General features: G+C 39.2%; 13 protein-coding genes. 2 read left to right on the top strand and 11 right to left on the bottom strand.

What is annotated here, in order from left to right; translation table 11 throughout:
• Window positions 1-83 precede the first annotated feature (83 nt).
• Both leuD and leuB read left to right on the top strand, forming a co-directional pair.
• Window positions 84-671 (top strand): 3-isopropylmalate dehydratase small subunit, encoded by a 588-nt coding sequence (gene leuD / locus ES711_RS07650; protein WP_146892267.1) that lies wholly within the window; start codon window positions 84-86, stop codon window positions 669-671.
• A 54-nt stretch (window positions 672-725) separates the two neighbouring features.
• Window positions 726-1,844, top strand: a complete 1,119-nt coding sequence (gene leuB, locus ES711_RS07645; RefSeq protein ID WP_146892264.1) for a 3-isopropylmalate dehydrogenase — start codon at window positions 726-728, stop codon at window positions 1,842-1,844.
• Between the two features lie 115 nt (window positions 1,845-1,959).
• Here leuB and argH read toward each other — a convergent pair whose 3' ends face one another.
• The 11 genes from argH to ilvA form a co-directional block, all read right to left on the bottom strand.
• Window positions 1,960-3,237 carry an argininosuccinate lyase gene (gene argH, locus ES711_RS07640; RefSeq protein WP_146892261.1) on the bottom strand — a complete coding sequence of 426 codons (1,278 nt, stop codon included), beginning with the start codon at window positions 3,235-3,237 and terminating at the stop codon, window positions 1,960-1,962.
• Window positions 3,238-3,358: 121 nt separating this feature from the next.
• Complete coding sequence (locus tag ES711_RS07635; RefSeq protein WP_146892259.1) at window positions 3,359-4,420, bottom strand: M20 family metallo-hydrolase; 1,062 nt, start codon at window positions 4,418-4,420, stop codon at window positions 3,359-3,361.
• The gene (argB, locus tag ES711_RS07630; protein WP_146892256.1) at window positions 4,417-5,193 is read right to left on the bottom strand and encodes an acetylglutamate kinase; all 777 of its coding nucleotides are present in this window, start codon (window positions 5,191-5,193) and stop codon (window positions 4,417-4,419) included. Before argB ends, ES711_RS07635 begins: the two co-directional genes overlap by 4 nt.
• Before the next feature lie 99 nt (window positions 5,194-5,292).
• Window positions 5,293-6,228, bottom strand: coding sequence for an N-acetylornithine carbamoyltransferase (locus ES711_RS07625; protein WP_146892253.1), 936 nt, complete (start codon window positions 6,226-6,228; stop codon window positions 5,293-5,295).
• A gap of 60 nt (window positions 6,229-6,288) precedes the next feature.
• Window positions 6,289-7,440, bottom strand: coding sequence for an aspartate aminotransferase family protein (locus ES711_RS07620; protein ID WP_146892250.1), 1,152 nt, complete (start codon window positions 7,438-7,440; stop codon window positions 6,289-6,291).
• Window positions 7,437-8,237, bottom strand: coding sequence for a pyrroline-5-carboxylate reductase (gene proC, locus ES711_RS07615; protein WP_146892248.1), 801 nt, complete (start codon window positions 8,235-8,237; stop codon window positions 7,437-7,439). Before proC ends, ES711_RS07620 begins: the two co-directional genes overlap by 4 nt.
• A 104-nt stretch (window positions 8,238-8,341) precedes the next feature.
• Entirely contained in the window at window positions 8,342-9,319 is a 978-nt protein-coding gene (gene argC / locus ES711_RS07610) for an N-acetyl-gamma-glutamyl-phosphate reductase (protein ID WP_146892245.1), read from the bottom strand.
• On the bottom strand, window positions 9,316-10,506 hold the full coding sequence (locus ES711_RS07605; protein ID WP_146892242.1) for an argininosuccinate synthase: 1,191 nt from the start codon (window positions 10,504-10,506) through the stop codon (window positions 9,316-9,318). Before ES711_RS07605 ends, argC begins: the two co-directional genes overlap by 4 nt.
• Window positions 10,503-11,120 (bottom strand): GNAT family N-acetyltransferase, encoded by a 618-nt coding sequence (locus ES711_RS07600; protein WP_146892239.1) that lies wholly within the window; start codon window positions 11,118-11,120, stop codon window positions 10,503-10,505. The genes ES711_RS07605 and ES711_RS07600 overlap by 4 nt, the downstream gene beginning before the upstream one ends.
• A gap of 350 nt (window positions 11,121-11,470) precedes the next feature.
• The gene (locus tag ES711_RS07595) at window positions 11,471-13,048 is read right to left on the bottom strand and encodes an NADP-dependent glyceraldehyde-3-phosphate dehydrogenase (RefSeq protein ID WP_146892236.1); all 1,578 of its coding nucleotides are present in this window, start codon (window positions 13,046-13,048) and stop codon (window positions 11,471-11,473) included.
• Between the two features lie 10 nt (window positions 13,049-13,058).
• Window positions 13,059-14,324: a threonine ammonia-lyase IlvA gene (gene ilvA / locus ES711_RS07590; RefSeq protein WP_146892234.1), complete on the bottom strand. Its 1,266-nt coding sequence runs from the start codon at window positions 14,322-14,324 to the stop codon at window positions 13,059-13,061.
• Between the last annotated feature and the right edge of the window lie 22 nt (window positions 14,325-14,346).

Here is a 14,346-nt window from a genome sequence, read left to right as displayed (position 1 = left end):
CGCCTCAGTTTATCTTGAGCGAAGTCGAAAGACAGGGTCTACTTTAGATTCCCACCTCCGTGGGAATGAAAAATAAATTTTCAATGGAAAAATTTAAAACATTAACCTCAACAGCAATTCCCTTAGACATTGAAAATGTCGATACGGATCAAATTATTCCGGCGCGTTTTTTAAAAGCCACCAATCGTGAAGGTTTTGGCGAAAATGCTTTTAGAGACTGGCGTTTCCAAAAGGATGGGACCGTCAATGTTGAGTTTGTGTTGAATCAACCGCAATACGAAGGGCCAATTTTAGTGGCAGGCGATAATTTTGGCTGCGGAAGTAGTCGAGAACACGCGGCTTGGGCATTAACCGATTATGGATTTAAAGTTATTGTATCCAGCTTTTTTGCAGATATTTTTAAAGGAAACGCGTTGAATAACGGCTTGTTGCCAGTTCAAGTGACGCCTGAATTTTTAAAGAAATTGATGACCGCCATAAAAGCGAATCCGCCAACAAAAATTACGGTCGATTTGGTCGCGCAAACCATCGGAATTGACGGTTCAGATCACACAGAATCTTTTGTAATTGATGCCTACAAAAAATCCTGTATGATCAATGGGTATGACGATATCGATTATTTATTGAGTAAAAAAGACAGCATAGAACACTTTGAAAAAACGCTTATTTAAGCCGAATTTATAACTAAAACAGGAAGGTTATTGAGAAACCTTCACCACAACTATATGAAATTAAAAATAGCAGTATTGCCAGGAGATGGCGTAGGACCAGAGGTAACCGCTCAAGCTGTTAAAGTTTTGAAAGCCATTGCCCAAGAATTTGATCATTCGTTCCAATTTAAATATGCTTCAGTAGGAGCTGTTGCAATTGATGAAATGGGAGATCCATTGCCTAAAAAAACCCTCGATTTATGTAAAAATTCCGACGCTATTTTATTTGGCGCTATTGGCGATCCGAGATATGACAATAACCCATCCGCTAAAGTGCGTCCAGAACAGGGTTTGTTGAAGTTGCGTAAAGAGTTAGGCTTATATGCAAATATCAGACCCGTAAAAGCTTATGATACGCTTTTGGATAAATCGCCCTTAAAAAAACAATTTATTAAAGGCACTGATATTTGCATTTATAGAGAGTTGACCGGAGGCATTTATTTTGGTGAGAAAACCCTTAGTGAAGATGGCAATACCGCTTCGGATTTGTGCGTGTATTCACGTGTAGAAATTGAGCGCATCACGCATTTAGCCTTTAAAGCGGCTCAATCCAGAAAACGCAAGGTCACTTTAGTGGATAAAGCCAATGTTTTAGAATCGTCACGTTTATGGCGAAAAGTGGTCACCGAAGTATCCGAAGAGTATAAAGATGTGAAATTGGAGTACTTGTTTGTTGATAATGCGGCCATGCAAATCATCTTAAATCCGAGACAATTTGACGTGATTCTTACCGAAAATATGTTTGGCGACATTATTAGCGACGAGGCAAGTGTTATTGGAGGTTCTATCGGACTTTTAGCCTCTGCATCAGTTGGTGATTACTACGCCATGTTCGAGCCAATCCACGGCTCTTATCCGCAGGCAAAAGATTTAGGAATCGCCAATCCGATTGCCTCTATTTTATCAGCCGCGATGTTGTTAGATCATTTTGAACTTTTTGAAGAAGCAGAATTAATCAGGGAAGGCGTAGAGAAATCGTTGAAACTAAATATTACCACTCCAGAATTGAACAGTAAATTTAATCATATCACCACAACCAAAGTGGGTGACTTTATAGAGGATTTCATCAACAATCCAAAAGATACCAATATGAATTTCACCAACATTCACTTAGGACAGTCTACTATTATTTAAGTTAATATAGTTAGTCGGATATTTAGATAGTAGAACTTCAGGAAAGCATCCTTCAGGGATGCTTTTCGCTGTTTATAGATTGGCATAATTTTAATAAGGCATCTAAAAATAAACTTTACAATTTCGGGAACTTCGCTTTAATTTCTTCTAAACACAAATTCCCAATACTCCCTATATGGGAATGTTCTTTAGACGTATCCGGCTTATAAGTGCCTTCCTGTACCTGTTTCCCAATAATTTGATACGCTTCACGGAAACTCATCCCACCTTCCACCAAGGTATTAATGTTATCTACAGTAAATAAATACTGATATTTCGCATCATTTAAATCGATGTTCTTAACCTCAATTTGTTGAATGGCATAGTTGAAAATATCCAAAATATCCTTGACATCAGTAATAGCAAGAATCATATTTTCTTTCAACAATTGATAATCACGATGGTAGCCACTTGGAAGGTTGTTGGTGATCAACACCATCTCGGTTTGTAAAGCCTGAATTTTATTACATTTTCCACGAATCAACTCAAACACATCCGGATTCTTTTTGTGTGGCATAATACTACTTCCTGTGGTCAGTTCGTCTGGAAAGGTGATAAACCCAAAATTTTGACTCATATAAAGGCAAATATCCATAGCAAATCGCGCCATAGTGTTGCATAAACTACCCAAAGTCATCGCAATGGTACGTTCACTTTTTCCACGCGCCATTTGAGCCGCCACAACGTTATATTTCAAGGTCGCGAACTGCAGTTCTTTAGTCGTTAGTTCGCGATCGATGCCAAAAGAACTGCCATAACCCGCAGCAGAACCTAACGGATTTTGATCCACCGTTTTTAGGGCCGCATTAAGTAAGTAGACGTCATCCACAAGCAATTCCGCATAGGCAGAAAACCATAAACCAAAGGATGAAGGCATGGCCACTTGAAGGTGCGTATATCCCGGAAGTAAAGCTTTTTTGTGAGTTTCCGCCAAGTTTAACAAGGTGTTGAAAAATAGTTCTGTTTTCTCGTGAATACTCCCAAGATTCTCTTTGTAGAACAACTGTAAGGCCACTAAAACTTGATCGTTTCGAGAACGTGCCGTGTGAATTTTTTTACCAACCTCACCCAATGTTTTGGTCAATTCAAACTCGATTTTGGAATGGACATCTTCAAATTGCGCGTCAATAGTAAACGTGCCGTCTTCAATTTGCTGTGCTAAAGTTTCTAAGCCACCTTGCAATTGGATTAATTCGTCTTCAGATAATATGCCAATGGACTGCAACATTTTAGCGTGCGCTAAAGAAGCCTGTACATCAAATTTGGCGATATGCAAATCAATTTCCCTATCGTTACCAACAGTGAATTGTTCTATTTTTTTGTCAATATTAATTCCTTTATCCCAGAGTTTCATAGAAAAAATTTTAATTCTTAAAATTTCAGAAAAAAGAATAAAGACCGCTTCGCTGTTAGAATAAAGACTTCACTTATAGCGTAATCAAATCTTTGTTCTTTTGTCTCTATTCTTTGTTCTTTCACAATATCTTCTTTAATAATTTGATATAAATTTCAATCCCTTCCTCAATTTCGCTAATATAAATAAATTCATCCGCTGAATGTGATCTCGTACTATCACCAGGGCCTAATTTTAAAGACGGACAAGTCAAGGTTGCCTGATCTGAAAGCGTTGGAGACCCGTAGGTTGATCGTCCTAAAGCGATTCCAGCCTTTACTAGTGCATGATCTTCAGGAATGGACGACGAGTTTAAGCGCAAACTTCTAGGGATGATACTACTGCACGGGGATTCGCTTTGTAGAATCTCCACAATTTCAGCGTTAGTGTAGCAATCATTCACCCGCACATCTACCACCAAATCCACTTCTGCAGGAATGGCATTGTGTTGTTTTCCTGCATTAATTTGTGAAACCGTCATTTTAACCTCTCCTAAAGCGGCAGATACTTTATCAAATTTATAGTTTTTAAACCATTGTAAAACTTCAATCGAATTATAAATGGCGTTATCATCATTAGGATGCGCAGCATGACTTGGTGTGCCTTTCACTTTGGCGTCAAACACTACTAGCCCTTTTTCAGCAATGGCGAGCTGCATCAAGGTGGGTTCGCCCACAATAGCTACATCAATGTGCGGAATGATTTCCAACATGCTATTAAGTCCATTGGGACCGCTGCTTTCTTCTTCTGCGGACGCTACCAACACCAAGTTATAGTTGAGGTTGGGACGCTCATAAAAATAAGTAAACGTTGCTATTAATGATACCAAACAACCTCCAGCATCATTGCTTCCCAATCCGAATAATTTCCCGTCTTCTACAATCGCTTTAAAAGGATCTTTAGTGTAAGCGGTATTTGGTTTCACCGTATCGTGGTGCGAATTGAGTAATAAGGTCGGTTTGGAATCGTCAAAATATGTATTAGTGGCCCAAACGTTGTTTTTGGTTCGTGTGTATGGCATAGCGCGTTTCTCAAACCATAGCTCAACAAGCGTAGCGGTTTCATCTTCCTCAGAAGAAAAAGAAGGTGTTTCGATTAACTTTTTAAGCAGTGCAATGGCATCTGTGGTCAGTTTTTCTATCATTTGGTAATGGTTGTAAAATTTGCAGTGGCGTCAAACAACATCTCTGGTTTGCCAATACACACTTTATGAACATTCTTTTGGACAGCGTGAATGCAATTATTCAATTTTGGGAGCATGCCGTCAACGATAATCTTATTATCAATTAACCCTTGATAGGTTTGCGTGGTAATTTCTTTTATGACTGACGATTCATCCGTAATATTTCTCATGACGCCGTTTTTCTCAAAGCAGTAGTACAATTCAGTTTGATACTGATCCGCGAAAGCAATAGCCAATTCTGAGGCAATGGTATCGGCATTTGTATTAAGGAGTTGCCCTTTTTTATCGTGAGTTAATGCACAAAATACAGGCGTCACCTTATGATCTAACAACACTTGTAGAATTTTGGTGTCTACGTTTTCAACATCGCCCACAAAACCAAAATCTGTCGTTTTTACGGGACGCTTTTTAGACCGAATAGTATTCCCATCAGCACCCGAAAACCCTATCGCATTACAGTTTTTAGACTGCAATTGCGCCACAATATTTTTGTTGATTTTCCCGGCGTATACCATGGTAATGAGGTCTAATGTCGCTTGATCGGTAATACGTCGGCCGTCAATCATTTTTACTTCAAGTCCGAGTTGATTGGCGAGTTGAGTTGCTAATTTTCCGCCACCATGAATCAATAGTTTAGGTGATTCAATAGCTGCAAAGGCCTCTAAAAAGGACGCTAGTGCCGCGTCATTATCAATAATATTGCCGCCTATTTTTATGATTTTTAGTGTTTTCATTTTATGCCCGTGTCTTTCGACTGCGCTCAAGAGGACTCCAGAACGTATTTTTTGTTTAAGACCTCACAGGTTTTTAAAACCTGTGAGGTCTCTAAAAATTTATAAATTCTCCAATATGTTTTTCAACACCACTTGCGCCGCAAAGGTTCTGTTGTTGGCTTGATTGATGACCACAGATTGACCGCTGTCCAAAACAGCATCTTCAACCACCACATTTCGTCTTACTGGGAGGCAGTGCATAAACTTAGCCTTGCCCAATTTTTCTTGAGTCATCATCCAATTCGGATCTTCGTTTAAGATTTGTCCATACGCTTTATAATTGCTCCAGTTTTTCACATAGACAAAATCAGCATCTTTTAAGGCGTCTTCCTGATTGTGATGAATTGGTGTGTTTTTAGTGATGTTGGCATCAAGTTCATAACCTTCAGGATGGGTAATGGTCAAATCAACCTCCATGTTTTGCATCATTTCCACAAAGGAATTCGCAACCGCCTGAGGCAACGGTTTTGGATGTGGCGCCCAAGACAACACGACTTTAGGTTTGCGGGTCTCAGAAAGCTCGGTAATGGTAATCGCATCTGCCAAAGCTTGCAACGGATGTGCCGTGGCACTTTCCATATTTACGATTGGCACTGTCGCGTATTTTATAAAACTGTTAAGGATAAATTCTGAGGCGTCCTTTTCTTTATCAGTTAGGCTAGGGAAGGCGCGCACCGCAATAATATCTGCATACTGCGAAATTACTTGCGCTGCTTCTTTGATGTGTTCTGAACTTCCGGCATTCATAATGCTGCCATCTTCAAATTCAATATTCCAAGCGTCATTAACGTTCAAAATACTCACATGCATTCCTAAGTTACGAGCTGCTTTTTCTGTACTTAATCGGGTTCTTAAACTTGAGTTGAAGAACAACATAACTAAGGTTTTGTGTTTTCCTAATTCTGAAAATTCCAAAGGTTGCATCTTGAGTAAAATCGCTTCCTTAATCATTTCAGACAGATTGGAAATATCTTTTATTTCGGTGTATTTTTTCATCAAAAATTTATTTTCAATTATATTTTCACAAACCTCACAGGTTTTCAAAACCTGTGAGGTTTATAATTCCTGTCCACCATTCATTAATAGCAATTCCTGTTGTAACGCTTCAAAGAACAAATCAATATGTTCTTTTTGAATGGTTAATGGTGGAAGAATTCTGATTAAGTTAGGGTTTTTGGCACTTCCGGTAAATATCTTATGCTTGTGGATGAGGTTTTTACGCAATTCTGCTACTGAAAAATCAAATTCTAAGCCTAACATGAGGCCGCGGCCTTTTACCGCTTTTAAATGCGGTAAATTCTGCGATTTTTCTATAAAATAGCTAGACATTTCATCGGCATTTGCCATCAATTTTTCCGATTCTAAAACTTCTAAAACGGCTAAAGATGCAGCACAGGCCAAATGATTCCCACCAAAAGTAGTCCCCAATAATCCAAAAGATGCTTTAATGTTTGGGTGGATCAAAATGCCGCCAATAGGGAAGCCGTTGCCCATACCTTTTGCCATCGCGATAATATCTGGTGTCCAACCATATTTTTGAAAAGCGAAGAAATCGCCAGTTCTTCCAAATCCAGACTGTACCTCATCAGCAATCAGCATAACCTTATACGTTTTACACAGTTTTTCAAGACCGATGTAAAATTCCGGAAAGCTTTCATCTAAACCGCCCACACCTTGAATACATTCGATAATCACAGCACAGGTTTCTCCTTCTTTTAAAATAGTTTCCACCGTTGCCAAGTCGCCTAAAGCTACAAAGTCCACATGTTGTTGCGCGTTTAACGGTGCCACAATTTTAGCGTCATCTGTTGCCGCAACGGCCGCTGAGGTACGTCCGTGGAACGAATTTTTAAAGGCCACGACATTCTTTTTTCCGGTGTGAAAAGAAGCAAGTTTTAAGGCGTTTTCGTTGGCTTCAGCGCCCGAATTACATAAAAACAACTGATAGTCTTTACAACCGGAGATGCGTTCAAGTTCAGATGCTAGAGATTCTTGTAGCGGATTTTGAATCGCGTTACTATAAAAACCCAAATTTTTTACTTGTTCGGAAATGGCCGAAACATAGGTGCGGTGGGAATGTCCGATAGAAATCACCGCATGCCCGCCGTATAAATCTAAATACTCCACACCTTTATCGTCATAAACCGCGAGATCTTTTGCACGCACTGGCGTGATATCAAAAAGCGGATAGACCTTAAATAAACTCATAGTTGCTCTTTTTTAATGTTACTTATTTTATTGTAGGATGCAATCATGCCGTGGATTAGTGAAGAACTCAAACCTTTATGTTCCATCTCATTCAGCCCTTCTATAGTACAGCCTTGTGGAGTGGTGACGCGGTCAATTTCTTCTTCAGGATGATGTCCGTTGGCAATTAATAAATTTGCCGCACCTTCACTGGTATACATCGCCAATTCTTGCGCTTCTTTTGCATCGAATCCTAATTGAATGGCTGCTTGGGTACTCGCGCGAATCAGACGCATCCAAAAAGCAATCCCACTAGCACATATGACTGTTGCAGCTTGCATTTGAGACTCAGGAATCACCAAAGAATGTCCTAAACGGTTAAAAATTGCCTGTGCAATTTTAATGCGTTTTTCGCCCTGTGGGTTACTGCAAATGCAGGTCATCGATTTCCCAACCGCGATCGCCGTATTTGGCATCGCTCTGATGATAAACTGTTCTGAACCAATAATGGCTTCAATTTTTGGGATTAGAAATCCGGTAACCGTTGAAATGACCACATGTTTTTCAGTAATGAATTCAGCGATATCCTTCAAAACATTTTCTAAATGAGCGGGTTGAACGGCTAAAATTAGAATGTCAGAATTTTTGACAGCCTCCCCATTATCTGAAGTTATAAATACATTTTTATAACCTTCAAACTCTGCGATGCTGTCTGTATTTCTTTTGGACAGGTATAGCGTGGTAATCGCATTCGTGGTGATTAGCCCTTTAGCGATGGATTTGCCTAAATTTCCTGTACCGATGATTGCTATTTTCATATTTATGCCCGTATTTCGACGCCGCTCAATATAAACTGGCGGGTATCTTATAATTAAACTTCAACTATGTCCTTTTTGTTAAGACCTTATAGGTTTGCCTAATTTTAAAAATAATTAGCCTTTAACCGCAATCCCTCAGTTTCTTCAAAACCAAACATTAAATTCATGTTTTGAATGGCCTGACCTGAAGCGCCTTTCAGCAAATTGTCAATGATGCTCGTAATCAAAAGTTTGTTGTTGTGTTTGTGTAAATGAAGAATGCATTTATTAGTGTTGACCACTTGTTTTAAATGGATGTCTTCATCAGAAACTACTGTAAAAGCGGCATCTTGATAATAGGTTTTATACAAGGTTTTTGCATCGTCCAAACTGCCTTCAAAATCGGTATAGGCGGTGGCAAAAATCCCTCTGGAAAAATTCCCTCGGTTAGGCACAAAAATGACCTCAGATTTAGACTTTTTCTGTAAGTCTTGGATGCGCTCATTGATCTCTCCCAAATGTTGGTGGGTGAACGCTTTATAATGAGAAAAATTATTATCGCGATAGGTGAAATGCGTGGTTTCAGACAGCGACGTTCCGGCACCTGTTGATCCAGTAACGGCGTTAACATGCACATCACTTTTTAATAATTGAAAAGTTGCTAGAGGTAAAATTGCTAACTGAATGGCCGTTGCAAAACACCCCGGATTCGCGATAAAGTTCGCTTTTTTGATGGCTTCTTTATGCAATTCTGGCAGTCCGTAAGTGAAATGATTACCTTGAAAATCACGATCAGCTTCCAATCTAAAATCATTGCTTAAATCGATGATTTTAGTTTTAGACGAAAAGGTATGACTCTCTAAAAATGCCTTCGAATTACCGTGGCCCAAGCACAAAAATAAAACGTCAACATCAGGATTAATGGTGCTAGAGAATTCCAGATCTGTACTACCCACTAAATCTTGATGCACCTTGTATATTTTATTTCCAGCGTTTGAAGTGCTATAAATAAAATTAAGGTTTGTTTTTGGATGGTTGAGGAGCAACCGGATCAATTCACCCGCTGTATAACCTGCACCTCCAATAATACCAACGTCTATCATGATTCTGAATTTACTTGGTGATAAATTTTATTTTGATTCCCCACGATTTTAATAAATCCTTTGGCTTCATCGGCGGTCCACCCTTTGTTGATTTCACCATAACTGCCGAATTTGGCATTCATTAAATCGTGAGCAGAACTGATGCCATCTAACATAAAATGATACGGTTTTAAGGTGACCGTAACATCTCCGGTTACATTTTTCTGGCTGCTTTCTAAAAACGCCTCAATGTTGCGCATAACAGGATCTAAATATTGACCTTCGTGTAAATGCATGCCGTAAAAACTAGAGAGGTACTCTTTATGTTGCATCTGCCATTTGGTAAGCGTGTGCTTTTCCAGTAAATGGTGCGCTTTAATTGTAATCAATGCTGCTGCAGCTTCAAAACCTACACGTCCTTTAATACCTACAATGGTATCCCCAACGTGAATGTCACGCCCGATAGCGTATGCAGATGCTATATTATTTAAAGCTTCAATATTTTTTTCTGGTGCATCAGCTGTACCGTTTAATGCTGTAAATTGTCCATTTTTGAAGGTTAGGGTGACTTTTTCTTCGCCTTCTTTGGTCAATTGTGATGGGTACGCGTGTTCTGGTAATGATTTTTCAGAAGTTAAGGTTTCTTCTCCTCCAACGCTTGTTCCCCAAAGCCCTTTATTAACGGAGTATTTGGCTTTTTCCCAAGACATGTCCACACCATTCTTTTTCAGGTAATCGATTTCTTCCTGTCTTGATAATTTCAAATCTCTAATTGGGGTGATGATTTCAATATGAGGTGCCAAGGTTTGGAAAATCATATCAAAACGAACCTGATCATTCCCTGCACCAGTACTACCGTGGGCAATATACTGCGCATCGATACTTTTAGCGTATTCTACAATTTCAATGGCTTGAATAATGCGTTCCGCACTTACTGATAAAGGATAGGAATTGTTTTTTAAGACATTTCCATAAATCAAATACTTGATTACTTTATCGTAATACGAAGCTACAGCATCTAAATTTTTATAGGTAGAAACACCCATTTTATAGGCATTGGATTCAATAGAACTGATTTCTTCAGAGGTAAATCCGCCTGTATTCACACTTACGGCGTGCACTTGATAACCCAAATCCTTACTTAAATGTACTGCACAATAAGAAGTGTCCAATCCGCCACTATAGGCTAAAACTAATTTTTTGCTCATGATTTATCTTTTTTTAAAAACAAAGCCTGTTTGATTTGCTTTAATCTTTGAAATGTTTTGGTTTTTATATGTTGGGGTTCAGTGCTGTCTTTTGCTTTCGGATCAAATAACATCCCCGTACAGAGGCACATTTTCTGTTCCGTACGTTGCAATACATCATAATTTTTGCAAGTTTGACAGCCGTTCCAGAAACTTTGATCGTCTGTTAATTCTGAAAAGGTAACGGGTTTGTAACCCAATTCGCTGTTCATTTTCATAACCGCTAAGCCTGTAGTAATGCTGAAAACTTTAGAATCTGGAAATTTCTCTCTAGAATGTTGAAAAATCCGGGCTTTTATTTTTTTGGCTAGGCCTTGTTCTCTGTAGTCTGGATGTACAATTAATCCGGAATTAGCCACGAACTTCCCGTGGCCCCATGCTTCGATATAACAAAAACCAGCAAAGGTGTCGCCATCTAACGCGATCACGGCATTCCCATTTTCCATTTTAGTAGTGACATATTCCGGTGTACGTTTCGCAATACCCGTGCCTCTTACTTTTGCGGATTCAGCAATGGTGTCGCAGATGATCTGTGCATAGATAGCATGAGATTTATTAGCAATAACAATGTCCATTGTTCTTGATGTTTAGAATTAAAAAAAATTAAAGATATGTTGTCGGAAAAACGGAACCGGACTCACCTAAGTTCCAATAATGAAGCGCACCCTTAAGGGCGGCGGAACAGAAAATGACATGTCCTGACACGGTTGCTATCTGCGGCAACTGAGTTTGAAAGGGAAAATATGTGTGATGATTTGATCAAGGTGTAAAAAAATAAAAATACGTTAGCGACTCTTTTTAGGTTAGAATGCACAGCGTCTGCGCAACATGCGTGCGGGACTAGATGGACGTATTTTATTTTTCATTATAATCATAAATCAAAAGTAATATTTTATTTAACAACTCAAATTAATTTTAACTTTTTTTAAAGGATATAATCTGTGCTAACAAAATTTGAGGCTTTGCTCTCTAAAAGATTTTTCAAGATGGCATTGTTATAGGCATTGTCCTTGGATGCCACAAAAGTTCTGATGGAAAAGGAACGTAAAGCGTCATGGACACTTAAAGTGGCCACCGCAGAATCTTTACGCCCTGTAAAAGGATACACATCTGGCCCACGTTGGCAAGAGCTATTTAAATTAACTCTACACACCAAGTTTACTAAAGTATCAATTAGCGGCGCCAAGGTTTTAATGTCACTACCAAACAAACTCACTTGCTGTCCGTAATTGGATTCTGCCATGTCATCTAGTGGTTCGTTAATATCTTTAAATGACAGTACAGGAATCACAGGTCCAAATTGTTCCTCCTGAAATACACGCATATCTTTATTGACGGGATACAAAACTGCTGGGAAAATATAATTTTCCGTGGTTTGGCCTCCTTTTTCGTTTAATATGCTGGCTCCTTTAGCAAGCGCATCATCAATTAATTCTTGAATGTATTGCGGTTTATCAGGTTCAGGTAAAGGCGTTAATTTCACGCCAGATTCCCATGGATTTCCAAATTTTAGAGCATCAACTCTTTTGGCAAAACGCTTGTTAAATTCGTCTACAATGGCTTCATGCACGTAGACTATTTTGAGCGCTGTACAACGTTGTCCGTTAAATGACGTCGTTCCAGCAATACATTCGTCAATGGCCAAATCTAAATCGGCATCTTTAAGCACAATAGCAGGATTTTTCGCTTCCAATCCTAACACCAAACGCAGTCGGTTACTTTTTGGGTGTTCGTTTTGCAAAGCATTGGCCGATTTGCTATTGCCGATAAGCGCCAACACATCAACCTTTCCAGATTGCATGATTGGGGTAGCCACCGTTCGACCGCGGCCGTAAATGATATTGACCACACCTTTAGGAAAACTGCTTTGAAACGCTTCCAACAAAGGCGATATCAACAAAACTCCAAACTTTGCGGGTTTAAAAATGGCTGTGTTTCCCATAATTAATGCGGGAATCAATAGCGCAAATGTTTCGTTTAGTGGATAGTTATAAGGTCCTAAACATAATACCACACCCAAAGGACCTCTCCGGATATGTGCATACACACCATCATTTTTTTCAAACTTGGCGTTATCACGATCCAATTGTTTGTACTCTTCAATGGTGTCGTAGATGTAATCAACGGTTCTATCGAATTCCTTTTCTGAATCTGGTAAGGATTTTCCAATTTCCCACATCAGCAATTTCACCACCTCATCACGCTTGGTTTTCATTTGGGTCACAAACTTTTCCATACAGGCAATTCGGTCGTTTACCTTCATTGTGGGCCATAGACCTTGCCCTTTATTATAGGCATTTACAGCAGCATCCATAGCTTCTAAAGCTTCTTTTTCGCCTAAAGTCGGAATAGTGCCCAACAAGGTTGGAGCATAGTTTTGAGTTGAAGAAATGGTAGAATACACCTCTGAGCTTTCTCCAGACCAGGGTCTTAATTCGCCATCAACTAAGTAGTTATTTTGATGGAGCAATGATTTTATTTGGTACTGTTCTGGAATGTTCATAAAGTTATGTTTAGACTAAAAATTGAAATAGATCGGGTTTGTCGTTAAGGTAATCCCCATAGAAGTTACGAAGTTTCATTTTGGTAATTAATGGCTCTAAATCATCTGACGATTTTAGTTCCAATCCTACCACAGCAGCACCGTTTTCACGATTGGTTTTTTTGGTGTATTCAAAGTAAGTGATGTCATCCGTTGGACCTAAAATATCCACCACAAATTCACGTAATGCACCCGCACGTTGGGGGAATTTGATGATGAAGTAATGTTTTAAGTTCGCATATAATAGGGCGCGTTCTTTGATTTCGGCCGTTCTGGTGATGTCATTATTACTGCCACTGATGATACAAATAACATTTTTACCTTTTATCTCATCCGCATATTGGTCTAATGCGGCGATACTCAAGGCACCGGCAGGTTCTACAACAATAGCATCCTTGTTGTAAAGATCGAGGATGGTTTCGCATACTTTTCCTTCTTCCACCGTAATCATATCGTGTAAATTTTGTTGACAGATGGCAAAATTCAAATCGCCCACCCGTTTTACCGCGGCACCATCTACAAAATTCTCAATGTCTTTTAATTCGGTGTTGCGCTTGTTGGCTAAAGATGTAGTCATAGAAGGTGCACCTTTAGGCTCTACGCCAATAATTTTAGTTTGTGGCGACAACTGCTTAAATATTGAGGATAAACCAGCGGAAAGTCCACCACCACCTACCGGAACAAATACGTAATGGATGGGATGTTGTGCTTGGTCAATAAGTTCTAAACCTACCGTGGCTTGACCTTCAATGACTTTTTCATCATTAAAAGGATGGATAAAAGTTTTATTTAAACGCTCACATTCCAATATTGCCGCTTTATTGGCATCATCAAACGTATCACCTACCAACACCACTTCAATAAAATCTTCACCAAACATGGTTACTTGATCTACTTTTTGTTGTGGCGTTGGAGATGGCATAAAGATAGTGCCCTTTATTTTCAACAATTTACAGGATAATGCCACGCCCTGTGCATGATTTCCTGCACTGGCGCAAACAATTCCGTTTTCAATTTGAAGTGTAGTCAAGGAAGACATTTTATTGTAAGCACCTCTAATTTTATAGGAGCGTACTTGCTGTAAATCCTCACGCTTAAAATTAATATTCGCTTCAAATTGCTTTGAATAACGATAGTTTTGCATTAATGGCGTAACCTCAGCGACGTCCTGTAGTTTTTTGGCCGCAGCTTCAACAGCGGCTAAACTTGGGTAATAGATTTTAGTTTCAACGTTCATCAGATTTCTTTATAGGCAGGAA

The organism is Gelidibacter salicanalis (assembly GCF_007997285.1).
GTDB classification, from domain to species: domain Bacteria; phylum Bacteroidota; class Bacteroidia; order Flavobacteriales; family Flavobacteriaceae; genus Gelidibacter; species Gelidibacter salicanalis.
Note: the sequence above shows the minus strand (reverse complement) of the source record. Positions and strands in the feature narration are given on the sequence as shown.